Origin of the sequence: Diaphorobacter caeni (genome assembly GCF_015354245.1) — a bacterium.
In the GTDB taxonomy this organism is placed as follows: domain Bacteria; phylum Pseudomonadota; class Gammaproteobacteria; order Burkholderiales; family Burkholderiaceae_C; genus Diaphorobacter_A; species Diaphorobacter_A caeni.
This window is the reverse complement of sequence record NZ_JADKYZ010000003.1, coordinates 317,757-334,852: the sequence shown is the minus strand read 5'-3', so window position 1 is coordinate 334,852 and position 17,096 is coordinate 317,757. Positions and strand designations below refer to the sequence as shown.

General features: G+C 63.1%; 11 protein-coding genes and 1 tRNA gene. 7 read left to right on the top strand and 5 right to left on the bottom strand.

Translation table 11 applies throughout. The annotated features are described in order from the left end of the window. Positions 1-18 precede the first annotated feature (18 nt). The 3 genes from ISG32_RS09205 to ISG32_RS09195 all read left to right on the top strand — a co-directional run bounded on the left by ISG32_RS09205 (position 19) and on the right by ISG32_RS09195 (position 5,290). Complete coding sequence (locus ISG32_RS09205; protein WP_456074363.1) at positions 19-786, top strand: SDR family oxidoreductase; 768 nt, start codon at positions 19-21, stop codon at positions 784-786. 218 nt (positions 787-1,004) lie between these two features. Further along, positions 1,005-1,094: transfer RNA gene (locus ISG32_RS09200), tRNA-Ser, on the top strand. A gap of 584 nt (positions 1,095-1,678) precedes the next feature. Further along, positions 1,679-5,290 (top strand): beta strand repeat-containing protein, encoded by a 3,612-nt coding sequence (locus tag ISG32_RS09195; protein WP_194770715.1) that lies wholly within the window; start codon positions 1,679-1,681, stop codon positions 5,288-5,290. 383 nt (positions 5,291-5,673) lie between these two features. Here ISG32_RS09195 and ISG32_RS09190 read toward each other — a convergent pair whose 3' ends face one another. Both ISG32_RS09190 and ISG32_RS09185 read right to left on the bottom strand, forming a co-directional pair. Beyond that, the gene (locus tag ISG32_RS09190) at positions 5,674-6,591 is read right to left on the bottom strand and encodes an SPFH domain-containing protein (RefSeq protein WP_194770714.1); all 918 of its coding nucleotides are present in this window, start codon (positions 6,589-6,591) and stop codon (positions 5,674-5,676) included. A 119-nt stretch (positions 6,592-6,710) separates the two neighbouring features. Next, a complete protein-coding gene (locus tag ISG32_RS09185) occupies positions 6,711-7,142 on the bottom strand; it encodes an NfeD family protein (protein ID WP_194770713.1) in 432 nt (143 codons plus the stop codon). Between the two features lie 149 nt (positions 7,143-7,291). Between ISG32_RS09185 and ISG32_RS09180 the strand changes: the two genes are divergently transcribed. Together ISG32_RS09180 and ISG32_RS09175 are read left to right on the top strand one after the other, a co-directional pair. Beyond that, positions 7,292-9,787 (top strand): arginine/lysine/ornithine decarboxylase, encoded by a 2,496-nt coding sequence (locus tag ISG32_RS09180; RefSeq protein ID WP_194770712.1) that lies wholly within the window; start codon positions 7,292-7,294, stop codon positions 9,785-9,787. A gap of 84 nt (positions 9,788-9,871) precedes the next feature. Further along, positions 9,872-10,519 (top strand): prephenate dehydratase domain-containing protein, encoded by a 648-nt coding sequence (locus ISG32_RS09175; RefSeq protein WP_194770711.1) that lies wholly within the window; start codon positions 9,872-9,874, stop codon positions 10,517-10,519. Positions 10,520-10,534: 15 nt separating this feature from the next. Here the strand turns inward: ISG32_RS09175 and ISG32_RS09170 are convergent, their stop codons facing one another. Beyond that, entirely contained in the window at positions 10,535-11,755 is a 1,221-nt protein-coding gene (locus tag ISG32_RS09170) for a CaiB/BaiF CoA transferase family protein (RefSeq protein ID WP_194770710.1), read from the bottom strand. 21 nt (positions 11,756-11,776) lie between these two features. Next, positions 11,777-12,748, bottom strand: a complete 972-nt coding sequence (locus ISG32_RS09165) for a hydroxymethylglutaryl-CoA lyase (protein WP_194770709.1) — start codon at positions 12,746-12,748, stop codon at positions 11,777-11,779. 106 nt (positions 12,749-12,854) lie between these two features. On the opposite strand from ISG32_RS09165, the gene ISG32_RS09160 reads away from it, so the two are divergent. Beyond that, positions 12,855-13,589 carry an IclR family transcriptional regulator gene (locus ISG32_RS09160; RefSeq protein ID WP_194770708.1) on the top strand — a complete coding sequence of 245 codons (735 nt, stop codon included), beginning with the start codon at positions 12,855-12,857 and terminating at the stop codon, positions 13,587-13,589. Positions 13,590-14,183: 594 nt separating this feature from the next. Here the strand turns inward: ISG32_RS09160 and fabI are convergent. Beyond that, positions 14,184-14,984, bottom strand: coding sequence for an enoyl-ACP reductase FabI (gene fabI, locus ISG32_RS09155; RefSeq protein ID WP_194770707.1), 801 nt, complete (start codon positions 14,982-14,984; stop codon positions 14,184-14,186). 254 nt (positions 14,985-15,238) lie between these two features. Between fabI and ISG32_RS09150 the strand changes: the two genes are divergently transcribed. After that, on the top strand, positions 15,239-17,080 hold the full coding sequence (locus ISG32_RS09150; protein WP_194770706.1) for an extracellular solute-binding protein: 1,842 nt from the start codon (positions 15,239-15,241) through the stop codon (positions 17,078-17,080). Positions 17,081-17,096: the final 16 nt, after the last annotated feature.

Below are 17,096 nucleotides of genomic sequence, written 5' to 3'. Positions count from 1 at the left end.
ATGAGTGCCGAATCCTCAATGAACCTGCGTGGCAAGGTGGTGCTGGTCACCGGCGCAAGCCGGGGCATTGGCGCCGCCATCGCCAAGGCCTTTGCGCGGGAAGGCGCGCTGGTGGCCATCAACTACCTGAGCAACGACGCCGCCGCAGCGCAGACCGTGGCCGAATGCGTGGCGGCGGGCGGCGACGCATGGTCCGTCCGGGCAGACGTGGGCTCTTCCGACGCCGTGCGCGAGATGGTTGATTCCATCGTGCTGGAGGCAGGGGGCATCGACGTCGTCGTCAACAACGCATTCAAACCTTATGCCTTTGACCCCGAGCGCCGCCGCCGCTTTGACGACGTGACGCTGGGCGACTATCGTTCGCAGTTCGATGGTGCCGTAGGCGGCGCGTTCAACGTCTGCCAGGCGGTGCTGCCGCAGATGCGCAAGCGGGCGCGCGGAAGCATCGTCAACGTGGTGACCAATCTTGTCGAAAACCCCGTGGTCCCGTACCACGACTACACCACGGCCAAGGCCGCGCTGATCGCGTTCAGCCGCAACCTGGCGAGCGAACTGGGCCCGGCTGGCATCCGCGTGAACTGCGTGGCACCCGGGCTGGTCTATCCGACGCAGGGCAGCGAGAACACCAAGGAGTCGTTCCGCGAATCACTGATGGCCGCCACGCCGCTCAGGCGACTCGCGCGGCCAGAGGATGTGGCCGGCCCCGTGCTGTTTCTGGCATCCGATCTCGGCGGCTTCATGACGGGGCAGACGTTGACGGTGGACGGCGGACTGGTGATGCGCTGAAGAATGCCGCCTTTTGGGCGCTCCATGCGCAAAAATTTCCTGAATTCCCTAAATCGATAGCAGCTATGCCTTATAGTACGGGCCTGCCGGGATCAGGCGCAGCGCTCTCAGGAGCCGTCCAAGGACAACGCATGATTTCTGTCTGGGAAAAGAAATTTTGCTGAAAAGCCAGATTTCCCCAAAACACTCAATTTTCTAACCTATAATTGAGGGCTTCCGGAGAGGTGGATGAGCGGTTTAAGTCGCACGCCTGGAAAGCGTGTGTGGGCTAATCCCCACCGCGGGTTCGAATCCCGCCCTCTCCGCCAGATACGCTGCAGATGCTCAGTCTTTTTCCACGACTTTTCCAACATCTCCAGCAAAATCAACACGTCAAGCCTCAGTACAGCAATGTTCTGAGGCTTTTTCGTTTCAACGGCGGCGCGTAAGTCATCCCATGAGTACACCGGATGAGTACTCCGCAATGGTTCTGAGGGCGTGTTGACGATCTTCACACGGTCTTGCAGGCGCAGGTCTCAGGCGGCCTGCCGCGTTGCAAATCCTCGCGATGAGATCGCAAACATGCGCGGAGTAATTCCGCACCGTTGTGGTCAAGTTGCAACCTCACCGTCGCGAGGCATTTGGCACCCTTCGGAGAAGTGATCGCCAACATTTCGGGCTATGGATTGCGGATATGTAAAGCATCTCCGATTCTGGGGCTGATTGATAGAATCAATCTAGGCCGACGACTAGACGGGCCGCTCGTGCGATGCTTTGTACCTGGATGGTTTGCATCGTGATTCGAAATCCAGCTTCCGATGCACGTGAGATGGGATTGACGTCACTGCCCACATACTCCACCCGCGCCACGCGCCTGCGTTGCTGGCTCCTTCAATCGATACGAAATTCGGCCGTGGCGCTGGTCGGTGTGGCCGCCTTGTCCGCGCATGCTGTGGACAACGTAACGGCGGTCTGGGGCAGTTTTTCCAATAATGCGTGGACGTCGACTACGACCACCGCGAGCACGGCCGTCGCGGCCAATGGCGTCAACAATCTCCTGGCGTTCACGGCGGGCGGCACACGCTATTCCACGGGTGTAAATGACGCCGTGTTGACTGGCCCCTTTGTTGCAGCCGGTTTCCAGTCGTTCACTCCGAGCGCCAATGCCGTTCCGGCAACGGGAGGGCTGAATGGGATTCCTCTGTCCGCAACGTACGACACCACCAAGACGCGTGCGTCGTACCTGTTCGATGGTGCCAATGGGTTGGACCTGAATACTGCGCTGTTCAATATTCCGTCAGCACCATTGAAGTTTGACGCCACAATTGTCAATGCGGTGGCCACGACCGACACCGTTCCCGATGTGCTTGTGACGCAGGTGGGGCAGCCCTCGAGCAATCTGGATCAGTTCTACTTTGTGGACGCATCGAACGCCATTGTGGGTAATTCGGTGAGCGTTGCATTCAATTCCGTCGCCATAGTCGGGCGGCAGAGCTGGCAGTTCTGGAACCCCAACCACACCAAGGCAAGTGTGAGCGATGGTCCGCGCGATCTCCGGATCAGGGCCTACTATTTTTCCGACTTCGGCATCAATGCCGACAACATGGCAAGCGTTGCCGGGTTTGTGCAGCGGTTGAGCGGGGATTCCGATGTGGCCTTCATCGCCTACAACCGTCAGGCGGTGAGCACGCCGGCCATCGTCAGTGTGCAGAAGACCAATGGCGTCAACATGCTCACGGCGGGCGCCGCCACCACCTACACGGTGACGCTCACCAACAGCGGCGGCTCGGCCGCAAGTGGCGTGCGGTGGACGGATACAGCGAGCAATCTGACCGTGACCGACATCGCCCCAGGCACCGCTGGCACGGGCAGCAATGCCGGCGCCTGCACCCTATCCGGATGCACCGGCATCACGCTGGCACCGGGCTCTTCCATCGTCTATACCGTGTCGGCCAATGTGTCAGGCGCGATCGGCACGACCGCCACAAATGCGGCCATCGTGGATGGTGGTGATTGCAGCAATGGAACGCCCAGCGTGTGCACCAGCACCGATGCTGATCCCATCGTGTCCGCCAATTCGGTGAGCGTGACCAAGACCAACAACGTCAGCCAGATCACCACGGACGCACAGACGGTCTACATGGTGACCTTGAACAACAGTTCCGCCGCGCCGTTCACGGGGCTGAGCTGGTCGGACGTCCCTACGGGGCTGACGGTGAACAGCATCGCACTGGGCATGCTCGGCACGGGCAACGTGGGCGGGACCTGCACACTCAGCGGCTGTACAGGCATCACGTTGGCAGCGGGGCGGTCCAACACGTACTACGTGACCGCGACTGTGCAGGCCTCGGTGGCTGCGGGGGCAACCGTGTCGAACCGGGCCACGGCCAGCGGCGGTACCTGCACGAGCGCGAGCGTCCCCGGATGCGTGAGCACGGACACGGATCAGGTCGTGAGCCCGGCCAACCTGAACATCGCCAAGACCAATGGCGTCACGCTGCTCGCGCAGAATGCCAGCACGGTCTACACCGTGACATTGACGAACACGGGCGGCACGACGGCCAGCGGCCAGCAGTGGACCGACACGTCCTCCGGCATGAGCGTAGGCCGGATAGTTGAAACGGATGTCGGCCCCAACAGCAGCGCAGGGCTCTGCACCACTGGCGGCTGCACCGGCATCACGATTGCGCCGGGCGAATCCATTGTCTATTCCGTTGAGGCGACGGTCGGAAGCACGCTCGGAGTCGATGCTGCCAGAAACACGGCAGCCCTCGTCGGAGGTACCTGCACCAATGGCAATGTCTGTACTGCCGTCGATGCGGACGAGGTTGTGACACCCGCAAACCTGAGCATCGCCAAGTCCAACGGCGTCACCGAGATCACTGCCGGAGCGGTCACCATCTACACCGTGACGCTCCAAAACACCGGTGGCATGGCCGTGAACAATCTGCAATGGACCGACAGCGCCACGGGCGTGACGGTGACCGACGTGGCGCCCACGTTCGTGAGCACCGGCAGCAGCGCAGGTACTTGCGACGTCAACGGTTGCACCGGTGTGACGCTGGCGGCAGGCGGCATCATCAGCTATGCGGTGACGGCGGACGTCGACGGCAGCGCGGGAACGCGTGCGACCAACACTGCGCTGATCGATGGCGCGAACTGCGCCGCTGGCAATCCAGCGGCAAGCTGCACTGCCATCGACACTGACGACATAGCGTCCCCGGCGCAGCTGGGAGTGGTGAAGACCAACAACGTCACGCAGATCACTGCGGGTGCGACGACAACGTACACCGTCACGCTGAGCAACAGCGGCGGCACGGGTGCAAGTGGAGTGCAGTGGACCGACAACGCGGTCGGCGTGACCGTTACGAACATCGCGCAAGCATCGGTCGGAGCCAACAGCAACGCAGGGACTTGCACGCCCGCGGGTTGTTCCGGCATCACGCTGGCAGCAGGGGAGTCGGTGGCGTACACGGTTGCTGCCTCGGTCTCTGGTGCGGCGGGCGGTACGGCAACCAACACAGCGGCGGTCCACGGCGCGAACTGCGCCAGCGGCAGCCCTGCGGCCGAATGCTCGGCGGTGGATGCGGACACCATCGTGACCCCAGCACGGGTGGAGGTGACGAAAGCAAACGGTGTCACGCAGCTCACGGCAGGTGCAACGACGACTTACACCGTCACGCTGACCAACAGCGGCGGCACGGGTGCAAGTGGGGTGCAGTGGACAGACAACGCGGTCGGCGTGACCGTTACGAACATCGCGCAAGCATCGGTCGGAGCCAACAGCAACGCAGGGACTTGCACGTCCGCGGGTTGTTCCGGCATCACGCTGGCTGCAGGGGAGTCCGTGGCGTACACCGTGGCAGCTTCGGTTGTCGGCAGTGCGGGAACCACGGCCACCAACACCGCGTCGCTGGATGGCGGCGGTTGCACCAGTGGAAGTCCTGCAGCCGGTTGTTCGGCTACCGATCAGGACAGCATCGTGTCGCCAGCCAATGTGAGCGTGACCAAGACCAATGGGGTGGATCAGCTCAACGTGGGTGCGACGACGACCTATACCGTCACGCTCTCGAACCTCGGCGGCACGGGGGTGAGCGCCGTGGAGTGGTCCGATACGCCGACGCAGATGACGGTCTCCGGCATTGTGGCGAGCGTGGTCGGAGCCCACAGTGTTGCGGGCGCTTGCACGCAGATGGGGTGCACTGGCATCACGCTGGCGGCAGGAGAATCGATTGCCTATCTGGTGACTGCCAGTGTCACCGGCGTGGCGGGTTCAACTGCCAGCAATACCGCCAGCGTGATCGACAATGTCGCGTGTACGAGCACCGCGCCCTGCATCAGCACCGATACGGATACCGTCGTGGCGGTGCCTGTGAGCGAGGTGACTCCAGTGCCCGTGGACTCGCGTCTCATGCTGGGGCTTCTGGGGTTGGGTGTGCTGCTCTTGGTGTGGCGCGGCCCACAAGCGACCGCATTGACGCACTTCCGCAAGGCGCGGAGATGTCAGCGCGCCTCGCCGTTCTGAACACCTTGAGCTCGCAGCTCTTGAATGTGCTCCATTCCTCGTTGGCTGTGCGCGGCGCGGCCACGACGATGGCGACCTTGTTGGGGCGTGGGTTGGACTGAGATTCTTCAGGTCACCGTTGTGCGCGATGGATCGACCAGTGTTTCCTGGATAGCTCAAAGCCTCCTGTTCCCGTTCCGATAGGAGTCCTGTCGCGCTTCGTCTTGTGTGTTATGGAGGAAAAATCAATGGCTTACGTCATTGGGGGGATGTAAATCCGGCATCCCGCGCTCTCCGCCAAATCCAAGCCAAAGCCCAAGCAGTCAGACTACTTGGGCTTTTCGTTTTGGGGGCGTCTGGCGCTCCGGGCGCACCCGCCGTGAGGACAGGTGCGAAGGTGGGGGTCAGCCGTTGCGCTGTCCTGTCTGGATCATCTTCATGGCTGATGTGATCAGTGCCGATACCTCGGTCATGTTGCTCGGCACGACCAGCGTGGTGGTGGCGTCGGAGGCCACTTGGCTGTAGGCATCCACCGCTTTTTCAGCCACTTTGAGCTGCACCGCCTGTTCGCCGCCCGGCTGGCGGATGGCGGTGGCCACGCGTTCGATGGCTTGGGCGGTGGCGTCGGCCACGGCGGTGATGGCGGCGGCTTCGCCCTGGGCCTTGTTGATGGCGGCTTGCTTTTCGCCTTCTGAGCGGGCGATGAAGGCCTCGCGTTCGCCGGTGGCGATGTTGATCTGCTCCTGGCGGCGGCCTTCGGAGGCGGCGATCAGCGCGCGCTTTTCGCGCTCGGCGGTGATCTGGGCCTGCATGGATCGCAGAATTTCCGCAGGTGGCGTCAGGTCCTTGATTTCGTAGCGCAGCACCTTCACGCCCCAGTTGAGCGCGGCCTCGTCGATGGCGGAGACGACCTGGGCGTTGATCATGTCGCGCTCCTCGAAGGTCTTGTCGAGTTCAAGCTTGCCGATCACGCTGCGCAGCGAGGTCTGGGCGAGCTGGGTGACGGCGGTGATGTAGTTGCTCGAACCGTAGCTCGCGCGCATCGGGTCGGTCACCTGAAAGTACAGGATGCCGTCGACCTGCAACTGCGTGTTGTCGCGCGTGATGCAGACCTGGCTGGGCACGTCGAGCGGGATTTCCTTGAGGCTGTGCTTGTAGGCGATCTTGTCGACGAAGGGAATGATGAACTTGAGGCCGGGCGCGAGCGTGCCCGCGTATTTGCCCAGGCGCTCCTTTACCCAGGCGTGCTGCTGGGGAACGATCTTGACGGACAGAAAAATGTAGATCGCGACGATGACGGCGATGATGATGGCGAGTTCCATGAACTGTGTCCTCCAGTGGATGGATGGGGTGAAGCGGATCGGGCGGATCGAACGGATGCGGCGAGCGTAGCAGCTTGCATGAAAACCGCCGGTGGCGAGGGGGGCACTTGGGCTGAGGCTCAGGCCGGATCGACCAAGAGGCGGTTGCCTACGAGTTCGGCGACGCGGTGGTTGCCGGTCGCGGGAGTGATGCCAGGGCGGTGGATGGCGGTCCAGTTGGCGCCGCGATACTTCACCTGTGCGGTGCCGTCGCTCTGCCAGCTGTCGATGAATACCAGCTCGCCGACGTCAAGATTGACGCTGCGGTCCGAGCGCGCCGATGGGTCGCCGGGGCGGCTGCGCCGGAACAGATAGCAGCCCACCACGGCCAGCGCGCCGACGATGGCGGCGCTCAGCACCTGGGCGGTCTCACCAGCGCCAAGCAGGGCGGCAAGCCCGCCTGCAGCAAGGCCCAGCGCGATCATCAGCAGGTAGAACGAGCCCAGCAGCAGCTCGGCTGCGACCGTGAGGCCAGTCAGAATCCACCAGATGGTCGTGTTGTCGAGGGACATTTCGGCACTCCTTCCCCAAGGGGTCATTCATGTCGGTTAACCGACACATTTTGGGCGAAATACCGCCCGGTTTGAAGAATGGTCACGCAGATTCCTTACACTTCGCGCCTGTTTCGTTTTTTTCGCCCCCTGCTTGCTGGAGTCAGCGCATGAAATTCCGCTTTCCTATTGTCATCATCGACGAGGACTACCGTTCCGAGAATACATCGGGTCTGGGAATCCGCGCGCTGGCGCACGCCATTGAAGAAGAGGGCTTTGAAGTCCTGGGCGTGACCAGTTATGGCGACCTCACGCAATTCGCGCAGCAGCAAAGCCGCGCCAGCGCGTTCATCCTGTCGATCGACGACGAGGAGTTCACCTCGGACATGGGGATCGACCCCATCGTGCTGAGCCTGCGCAGCTTCATCACCGAGGTGCGTCGCAAGAACACCGAAGTGCCGATCTACGTGCACGGCGAGACCAAGACGGCGCGCCACCTGCCCAACGACATCCTGCGCGAGCTGCATGGCTTCATCCACATGTTCGAGGACACCCCCGAATTCGTGGCGCGCCACATCGTGCGCGAGGCCAAGACCTATCTGGAAGGCGTGCAGCCGCCGTTCTTCAAGGCGCTGCTCGACTACGCGGAAGATGGTTCGTACTCGTGGCACTGCCCGGGTCATGGCGGCGGCGTGGCGTTCCTCAAGAGCCCGGTCGGTCAGATGTACCACCAGTTCTATGGCGAGAACATGCTGCGCGCCGACGTCTGCAACGCGGTCGAAGAGCTCGGTCAACTGCTGGACCACAACGGTGCCATCGGCGAGAGCGAGCGCAACGCCGCGCGCATCTTCAATGCCGACCATTGCTTCTTCGTGACCAACGGCACATCGACGTCCAACAAGATGGTCTGGCACCACACGGTGGCGCCGGGTGACGTGGTGGTGGTGGACCGCAACTGCCACAAATCGATCCTGCACTCGATCATCATGACGGGCGCGATTCCGGTGTTCCTGAAGCCCACGCGCAACCATTTCGGCATCATCGGCCCGATTCCCAAGAGCGAGTTCGAGATCGACGCCATTCAGGCCAAGATCAAGTCCAATCCGCTGCTCAAGGGTGTGGACGCCAAGGCCGTGAAGCCGCGCATCCTGACGATCACGCAGTCCACCTACGACGGCGTGCTCTACAACACAGAGACCATCAAGTCCATGCTCGACGGCTACGTCGACAACCTGCACTTCGACGAAGCCTGGCTGCCGCACGCCGCCTTCCACCCGTTCTATGGCAGCTACCACGCCATGGGCAAGAAGCGCGCGCGCCCGCAGCATTCGGTGGTCTACGCAACGCAGTCCATCCACAAGCTGCTGGCCGGCATCAGCCAGGCCAGCCACGTGCTGGTGCAGGATTCGCAGACCGTGCCGCTGGATCGTCCGCTGTTCAACGAGTCGTACCTCATGCACACGTCGACCTCGCCGCAGTACAGCATCATCGCGAGCTGCGACGTGGCCGCCGCGATGATGGAGCCGCCCGGCGGCACCGCGCTCGTGGAAGAGTCGCTGGTCGAGGCGCTTGATTTCCGCCGCGCGATGCGCAAGGTGGAAGAGGAGTTCGGCAAGGGCGACTGGTGGTTCAAGGTCTGGGGTCCGGACAAGCTCGCAGACGAAGGCGTGGGCACGGCCGAGGACTGGATCATCCGCGGTGATTCCAAGGCCAACAAGAAAGTAGGCAATACCAAGTGGCACGGCTTCGGCCCGCTGGCCGACGGCTTCAACATGCTCGACCCGATCAAGTCGACCATCGTCACGCCGGGCCTGAATCTGGACGGCAAGTTCGACAAGACCGGCATCCCAGCGTCCATCGTCACCAAGTATCTGGCCGAGCACGGTGTCGTGGTCGAGAAGACGGGTCTGTACTCGTTCTTCATCATGTTCACCATCGGCATCACCAAGGGCCGCTGGAACACGCTGCTGGCCGCGTTGCAGCAGTTCAAGGACGACTACGAGAAGAACCAGCCGATGTGGCGCATCCTTCCCGAGTTCTGCCAGCAGCACAAGCGCTACGAGAAAATGGGTCTGAAGGATCTGTGCCAGCACGTGCACCAGCTCTACGCCAAGTACGACATCGCGCGTCTCACCACCGAGATGTACCTGTCGGACCTGACTCCGGCGATGAAGCCAAGCGACGCCTTCGCGCACATCGCGCAGCGCCGCACCGAGCGCGTGGCCATCGACGAGCTGGAAGGCCGCATCACGACCAGCCTGATCACGCCGTATCCACCGGGCATTCCGCTGCTGATTCCGGGCGAAGTCTTCAACAAGAAGATCGTCGACTACCTCAAGTTCTCGCGCGAGTTCTCGGCCTTGTGCCCTGGCTTCGAGACCGACATCCACGGCCTCGTGGAGATCGAGGATGTGGACGGCAACGTGAGCTACTTCGCCGATTGCGTGGCCGAGGCCGACGTGGCCAAGCCCGCAGCCAAGAAGGCTCCAGCGAAGAAGGCCGCAGCCAAGAGCGCAAGCACCGCGACTGCGAAGAAGGCCGTCGCTGCCAAGTCCTCCGCCAAGTCCTCCGCCAAGGCCAAGGCGCCGGCCAAGACCAAGGCCCCTGCCAAGGGCGGACGGCTGGTGCAGGTCGGTGACGACGGCCCTTTCGGGCGCAACGTCTGATCCTTCGGGTTTGCTGATGCCGAGCGCCAGGTGGTTTTGCCGCTTGGCGCTTTTTTCATTTCAAGGGGACTGCAATTGACCGCGATGGCACCAACGACGGCTGAGCGTTTGCAGATACTGCAGGAGGCGCTTGCACCCGTGCGGCGCCTGGCGTTGCTCGGTCCTGCAGGCACTTGGACGCATCAGGCGGCGCTGGATCTGTGGCCCGGGCGCACCGTGGAGTTGGCCTTCATGGACGTGGCCCGGATGCCTGCGGCGCTTGCGGATCGGCAGGTGGATGCGGTGCTGTTGCCCGCGCGAACCAGCATCGTCGGCGACACGCCCTACATGCCGGTGCTGCGCGAACTGCTGGCTCTCGATGAAATGCGGCACCTTGCGGCTTTTGCTCGCATGCTTGGCTTCTGCCTGCTCGCGCGGGCGGGGGCTTCGTTGGGCGAGATCCGGCAAGTGCATGCGCATCCGGTGGCGCTGGTCGAGGCTGCGCCTTGGCTCGATGCGCATCTGCCTCAGGCACGGCGTGTGGCGAGCGGCAGCGCGGGTGAGGCGGCAACGGCGGTGGCGGCGCGCAGCGATGTGGCATCAGCAAGTCTCGGCCCTGCCTTGGCAGGGCAGATGCATGGCCTGCTGCCGTTGGTGGAGGGGATTGAAGAGGGGCAGCACAACGTCACCGAATGGTGGGTGGTGGGGCGCTTGCAGGCTTCGGAATTGCAGGGCCTGCAAGCCTCGCGTTGAGGGCGCAAACCCGCTCTAGGCAGCGCTCCCCGCCGCCAGCGCCTTCGCTTCGTCGATGCCGTAGCCGAGTTCCGTGAGGATCTCCAGGCTGTGTTCGCCAAGCTTGGGAGGCGACAGGCGTACCTCCAGTCGCTTGCCGTCGAGCGTGAGCGGCAGCAGCACGGTCTTGGTCGTGCGGCCGTCGGGCAACTCCATCGGGGCGAGCGCGCCGCTTTCATTGAGGTGCCTGTCGTCGAGCAGATCGTGCGGCATCGCAATCGGTGCGAAGGGCAGGCCATTGGATTCAAACACCTTGGCGATGTGCGTTGAGGTATGCACCGCCATCTTGTCGCGCAGGATGGGCATCAGCCATTCACGCGCCAAGACACGAGCGTTGTTGCTGCCAAGGCGCGGGTCGTCGCGCAGTTCGGCAATGCCAAAGGCATCGCAGAACACGCGCCAGGCCGTGTCGCTGACCACGGCCAGAAAGATCTGCTCGTCGTTCTTGACCTTGAAGACATCGTAGATCGCCCACGCCGAAATGCGTGCGGGCATGGGCGCGGCGGGCTTGCCGGTCACGGCGAACTGCATCATGTGCTGGGCGATCAGGAACACATTGTTCTCGAACAGCGCGCTCTGCACCTCCTGGCCCTTGCCGGTCTTCTCGCGCTGGGCGAGGGCGGCCATGGCCCCCATGGCGCCGAACATGCCGCCCATGATGTCGTTCACGCTGGTGCCCGCACGCAGCGGATCGCCGGGGCGGCCGGTCATGTAGGCGAGGCCGCCCATCATCTGCACCACCTCGTCGAGCGCCGTGCGGTGCTCGTAGGGGCCGGGCAGGAAGCCCTTGTGGCTCACGTAGATGAGGCGTGGGAACTGACCCTTCAGGCTGTCGTAGTCCAGCCCGAGCTTGCGCATGGTGCCGGGCTTGAAGTTCTCGCAGACCACGTCGGCCGTGGCGATGAGCTTGAGCGCGGCCTCCTTGCCCTCGGGGGTCTGCAGGTCGAGCGTGACGCTTTTCTTGTTGCGGTTGAAGAGCGGAAAAAAGCCCGCGCCGGACCCCAGCAGCTTGCGCGTGGCGTCGCCGTCGCGGCCATGGCCGACGGGCTCGACCTTGATGACCTCGGCACCCATGTCCGCGAGCATCAGGCCGCAACTCGGGCCCATGACCATGTGGACGAATTCGATGACGCGGATGCCGGAGTAGGGCAGGTCGGCGCAGTGGGAGGCGTTGGTGTTTGCTTGTGCTTCTGTCATGAATAAGCCTCGGTGTTCGTCTCAGTCGTTGTGGTCGTTGTGGCCGTTGTAGTCGTTGTAGTTGTGCGGCACAAAGCCCTTGGGCAGACCGGCCAGCGGCGTCATGCCGTAGAGGGCCTCGCCGGGCAGGCCTATGCCGAGCGCTTGGCGCGCGGCGATCAGGCGCTGCAGATCGACGCCTGTGCGGATGCCCATGGCCTCGAACATGAAGACGAGATCCTCGGTCACCACGTTGCCGGAGGCGCCGGGCGCATAGGGGCAGCCGCCCAGTCCGGCGAGCGACGCGTCGAAGGTGCGGACTCCCGCCTCATGGGCCGCGAGACAGTTGGCCAGTCCAAGTCCACGGGTGTTGTGCATGTGGGCGGCGCCGGCCTTGTCTCCGAGCGTCGCGATGAGGTGCGTGAACAGCCGCTTGACCTGCGCGGGGTTGGCCATGCCGGTGGTGTCGGAGAGGCCGCATTCATCGACGCCCGCCTCGACGCAGGCGGTGGCCAGCGCGATCACGTCGTCCTCGGGAACGAGGCCCTGCAGCGTGCAGCCGAAAGCGGTGGAAATGCCCGCCTCGATATGCACCTTGGGCGCGATCTCGTCACGCAGCGCGGCGATGTTGCGCACTTCCTGGACCATCTCCTCTGGCGTCTTGCGCACGTTGGCAAGAGAATGGGCGCTGCTTGCGGAAATCGGCATGGTGATCTTGTGTACCCCGGCTTCCATCGCCGCCTGCGCGCCGCGCAGATTGGGTACCAGCGCCATGATGGTCACGCCCGTGTGGTGATGCAGCGCGTGCCTGATCACCGCGGCGGTGTCCGCCATCTGCGGCAGCAGCTTGGGCGAGACGAATGAGCCGACCTCGATCTCCTGAAGGCCCGAAGCCACCAGCGCGTCGATCCACGCCAGCTTGTCGGCGGTGGGCATGGTGCGATTGACGGATTGAAGCCCGTCGCGCGGTCCCACCTCGCTGATGAGAACGTCGTATTGGTGAGGTGTTTGCATTTTGGAGTATGTTCTATAGGATAGAACGAAGTACTGTCTTATAAGATATTGCTGTGCAGCTCACATGCTGTCAAGCGATCGCGCAAACCACCGGAGCCCTCAGTACATGCCACGCAAATCCGTCACCGAATCCGTCGCCGATGCCAACGCCGCGCCGGGCGGCGTGGCCGCGGTTGATCGGGCGCTGAGCGTGCTTGCCGCATTTCGTGACGGTGACGATGCCCAAGGGCTCACGCTGGCTGAGCTGGCTGAGCGCACGCTCCTGTACAAAAGCACTGTTTCGCGCCTGCTGGCGTCACTGGAGCATGGCGGGTGGGTGATCCGTCTCGACTCCGGTCGCTACGCGGTCGGCCCGGCGGTGGCGCGGCTGCATGCGGTCTATGCGCAGAATTTTTCGCTCGACCGGGTAGTCATGCCGGTGCTGCGCACGCTGGTTGCGCAAACGGGCGAGAGCGCCGCCTACCACGTGCGCCAGGGTCGCGACCGCCTGTGCCTCTTTCGCGTGGATTCGCCGCATCCGGTACGTGACCATGCGCGTGTGGGGGATCTGTTGCCTCTTGGCAAGGGCGCTGGGGGACGGGTGTTGGTTGCTTTCGATCCCGAGCTTTCCGAATGGGAGCGCAGGGATCGGGTGCACTATGCGCGGGTACGGGCGGATGGATATGAGGCGGTGATCGGGGATCGGCGCAGTGAGATTGCGGGGATTTCTGTGCCGGTGTTTCGGGGGAGTGGGGAGTTGGCGGCGGCGCTGACCTTGACCATGCCGGTGCATCGGTATGACGCTCGGTATTTGAAGTTTGTGTTGGTTGCTGCTCGTGAGGTTGGGGCTCAGTTGCTTTGATTTTTTGACGGTGTGGGGTGGTTGAGGGCGGAGGCCGGGACTGCCCCCGGCGGGGCAAACACTTTTTGCTTGCGCGCAAAAAGTAATCAAAAACGCGCTTTCAATACCTCCGGCGGAACTCGACTTCGCGCTGCGCGCGCCGCTCGGGCAACCGCCGGAAGTCAGTTTGGAAGAGGAGCGTTCGGCACTTTGCTTCGCTCGTGCTGCATCTCGCGTTCGCGAGATGCATGTGCGCCGTAGGCGCGCGGCTTCCAGCCCTTCTTCTGCCCACGCCTGATTCTGTCGTTCCATCCGGCGGTTTGCAGCGGAAAGTGCCGATGCAAACTTCAAGAACTGACTCACGGCAGATGTCTGACCGGAGCGAAGCGCAGGGAGTTTCTGCCGTGCGCCGGATGGAGCGACAGAATCAGGTTGCCCGCAGCGAAGCGAAGGGTCGTGGGCAGCAGGGGCGCCTTCCTTTTGCTTACTTTTCCTTGGCGAGACAAGGAAAAGTGAGTCGCCCGCCGGGGCGAGACCCGGCCAGCAGCTCCCGCAAAAAAGAAAATGCCCGCAAGCACAGCTGGCCTGCAGGCATTCACAAAGAGGATAAAGGTATTAAACCTGATCAGCAGACAGACCGGCAGTCTGGCTGAACCCGCCATCCACATAAGTGATTTCGGCCGTCACGCCGCTGGCCAGGTCGGACAGCAGGAAGGCCGCGACGTTGCCCACGTCCTCGATTGTCACGTTGCGACGCAGGGGCGCTGCGTCGGCCACGCGGCCGAGGAGCTTGCCGAAGTCCTTGATGCCGGAGGCGGCCAGGGTCTTGATCGGGCCGGCGGAGATGCCGTTGGCGCGGATGGCGCGGCCGTCGGCGGTGCGGCCCACGGCTTCGGCCAGGTAGCGCACCGAGGCTTCGAGCGATGCCTTGGCCAGACCCATGGTGTTGTAGTTGGGGATCGAGCGCAGCGCGCCCAGATACGACAGGGTCAGGAGCGACGACTTGTCGTTCAGGTGCGGCAGTGCGGCCTTGGCCATGGCGGGGAAGCTGTAGGCGCTGATGTCGTGGGCGATCTTGAAGCCTTCGCGGCTCAGGCCGTCGAGGAAATTGCCGGCGATGGCCTCGCGCGGTGCAAAACCGATGGAGTGCACGAAACCGTCGAACTTGCCCCAGACGGCGGCCAGGTCGGCGAACATCTTGTCGATCTGTGCGTCGTCGGCAACGTCGCAGTCGAACACGAGCTTGGAGTCGAATTCGGCGGCGAATTCGGTGATGCGGTCCTTGAAGCGCTCACCGACGTAGCTGAATGCCAGCTCGGCGCCTTGTTGGTGGCAGGCCTTGGCGATGCCGTAGGCGATGGAGCGGTTGGACAGCACGCCCGTGATGAGCAGCTTCTTGCCAGCGAGGAAACCCATTGTGTTGTTCTCCTGAGAAAGGGGTCGAATGAGTAGGGAGCCTCTGCACGAACCAGATCGACGCGGGATAGCGCAGCGTCGGGCGATCTTCAGCGTTGAAAATCCTCATGATAGCCACGGCTGTCACTGCGGTTTTCGCCTTGAATCCCATCCCGACCTGCATCTGGCCGCTTGACGATCGATTCGTGCAGAGGTTCCCTATGGGCGGAGGTCGTTTTGCAGGGACAACCGCCCGTGTAGTGCAGAATTGTCGCATGCGGTTAATCAAGAGCTTGGGATTGGTGGGTTGTGGCCTGCTGGCGTGCGTGCCGGCTTGGGCGGCGCATGCTTATGCGATGTGGGGCGAGCCTGCGCTTCCAGCGGGCTTTGCGCATTTCAACTATGTGAACACGAACGCGCCCAAGGGCGGGGAAATCCGGTTGGTGAGCAACCTGCGGATTTCCACGTTTGACAAGTACAACCCGTTCACGATCCGGGGCAATGCGCCGGCGTATCTGAGCACGATGATGTTCGATTCGCTGCTCACCGGCCCGCTCGACGAGACCGGCGTCGGCTACGGGCTGCTGGCCGAGGACGTGCAGGTGGCGCCCGATGGGCTCTCGGCCACCTTCCGCATTCACCCCAAGGCGCGGTTTCACAACGGCAAGCCGGTGCTGGCCGAGGACGTGAAATTCACCTACGACACGCTGGTCGGACCCTTTGTCTCGCCGGGCTACAAGACCTTGCTGATCGAGGTGGCGGGCGTCGACGTGCTTGATGAGCGCACGGTGCGCTTTCGCTTCAAGAGCCCGAACCGCGAGCTTCCGTTGACCGTCGGCGGCCTGCCGATCTTCAGCCGCGACTGGGGCGTGGAGGACGGAAAGGCCAAGCCGTTTGACCAGGTGGTGATGGACATTCCCATCGGCAGTGGCGCCTACAAGATCGGGCCGGTCAACTTCGGCAAGGACATCACCTATGTGCGCGATCCGCAGTACTGGGCGCGTGATCTGAACGTGCGCAAGGGCTCGGCCAATTTCGACCGCGTGCTGGTGAAAATTTACAAGGACAACACGGCGCGGCTCGAGGCCTTGAAGGCGGGCGAGTTTGACCTGATGCGTTTCTTCAGCGCGGGCGACTGGGCGCGGCGGGTCAATGGCAAGAAGTTTGATTCGGGCGAGCTCGTCAAGGGCGAGTTCCAGAACAAGCTGCCGTCGGGCTTTCAAAGTTTCGTGATCAACACCCGCAAGCCGCTGCTCGCGGACCGCCGCGTGCGCGAGGCGCTCGGGCTGGCCTTTGACTTCGAGTGGATGAACCGCCAGTTGTTCTACGGGTCGTACACACGCGTGAAGGGGCTGTTCGGCAACACCATGTGCGAGACCACCGGCACGCCGTCCGCCGAGGAACTCGCGCTGATGGAGCCGCTGCGCAAGAACATTCCCGACGCCGCATTCGGTCCCATGTTCGTGCCGCCCACCACCAACGGTGCCACGACGCTGCGCGACAATTTGCGCCGCGCGCAGGCTCTGCTCAAAGAGGCGGGCTGGGAGGTGCGCGACGGCGTGCTGCGCAATGCCCAGGGCGAGCCCATGGTGCTCGAATATCTGGACAGCAGCGAAACCGGCATCAAGACTTTCTCGTCGTGGCTGCGCAATCTGCAGAAGCTCGGCGTGACGCTCAAGTTCCGCGCGGTGGATTTCGCGCTGTACCAGCAGCGGCTGCAGAAGTTTGATTTCGACATCACAACCATCGCCTATCAGGGCACGTCCAATCCGGGCCAGGAATTCTTCGACATGTTCGGCAGCGCCGCTGCGGATCAGGAGGATTCGGGCAACTTCCCCGGCGTGAAGAATCCGGCCGTTGACGCGCTGATCAAGGCCATGGTGAGCGCCAAGACCAAGGAGCAGATGCTGCCCGCCTGCCACGCGCTGGAGCGCGTCATCGCGCACGAGCACTATCTGATTCCGCAATATTTTTCCGCCGCGCACCGCATGGTCTACAGCGCCTGGCGCCTCGAGCGCCCGCAGATCGCGCCGCCCTACATCAACGGCGAGCCGTGGGTGATCGACAACTGGTGGGCGCGCATGCCGCCCCTTGCCACCGCGCCCAAGAAGCCCTGAACGGATAAGCTGCCGC

Excerpts from the sequence above, each read along its gene's own strand:
- ISG32_RS09190 (WP_194770714.1), bottom strand. The coding sequence starts at position 6,591 with ATGGAACTCGCCATCATCATCGCCGTCATCGTCGCGATCTACATTTTT.
- ISG32_RS09150 (WP_194770706.1), top strand. The coding sequence starts at position 15,239 with ATGCGGTTAATCAAGAGCTTGGGATTGGTGGGTTGTGGCCTGCTGGCG.
- ISG32_RS09170 (WP_194770710.1), bottom strand. The coding sequence starts at position 11,755 with ATGACAGAAGCACAAGCAAACACCAACGCCTCCCACTGCGCCGACCTG.
- ISG32_RS09185 (WP_194770713.1), bottom strand. The coding sequence starts at position 7,142 with ATGTCCCTCGACAACACGACCATCTGGTGGATTCTGACTGGCCTCACG.
- fabI (WP_194770707.1), bottom strand. The coding sequence starts at position 14,984 with ATGGGTTTCCTCGCTGGCAAGAAGCTGCTCATCACGGGCGTGCTGTCC.
- ISG32_RS09205 (WP_456074363.1), top strand. The coding sequence starts at position 19 with ATGAACCTGCGTGGCAAGGTGGTGCTGGTCACCGGCGCAAGCCGGGGC.
- ISG32_RS09175 (WP_194770711.1), top strand. The coding sequence starts at position 9,872 with ATGGCACCAACGACGGCTGAGCGTTTGCAGATACTGCAGGAGGCGCTT.
- ISG32_RS09165 (WP_194770709.1), bottom strand. The coding sequence starts at position 12,748 with ATGCAAACACCTCACCAATACGACGTTCTCATCAGCGAGGTGGGACCG.
- ISG32_RS09180 (WP_194770712.1), top strand. The coding sequence starts at position 7,292 with ATGAAATTCCGCTTTCCTATTGTCATCATCGACGAGGACTACCGTTCC.
- ISG32_RS09160 (WP_194770708.1), top strand. The coding sequence starts at position 12,855 with ATGCCACGCAAATCCGTCACCGAATCCGTCGCCGATGCCAACGCCGCG.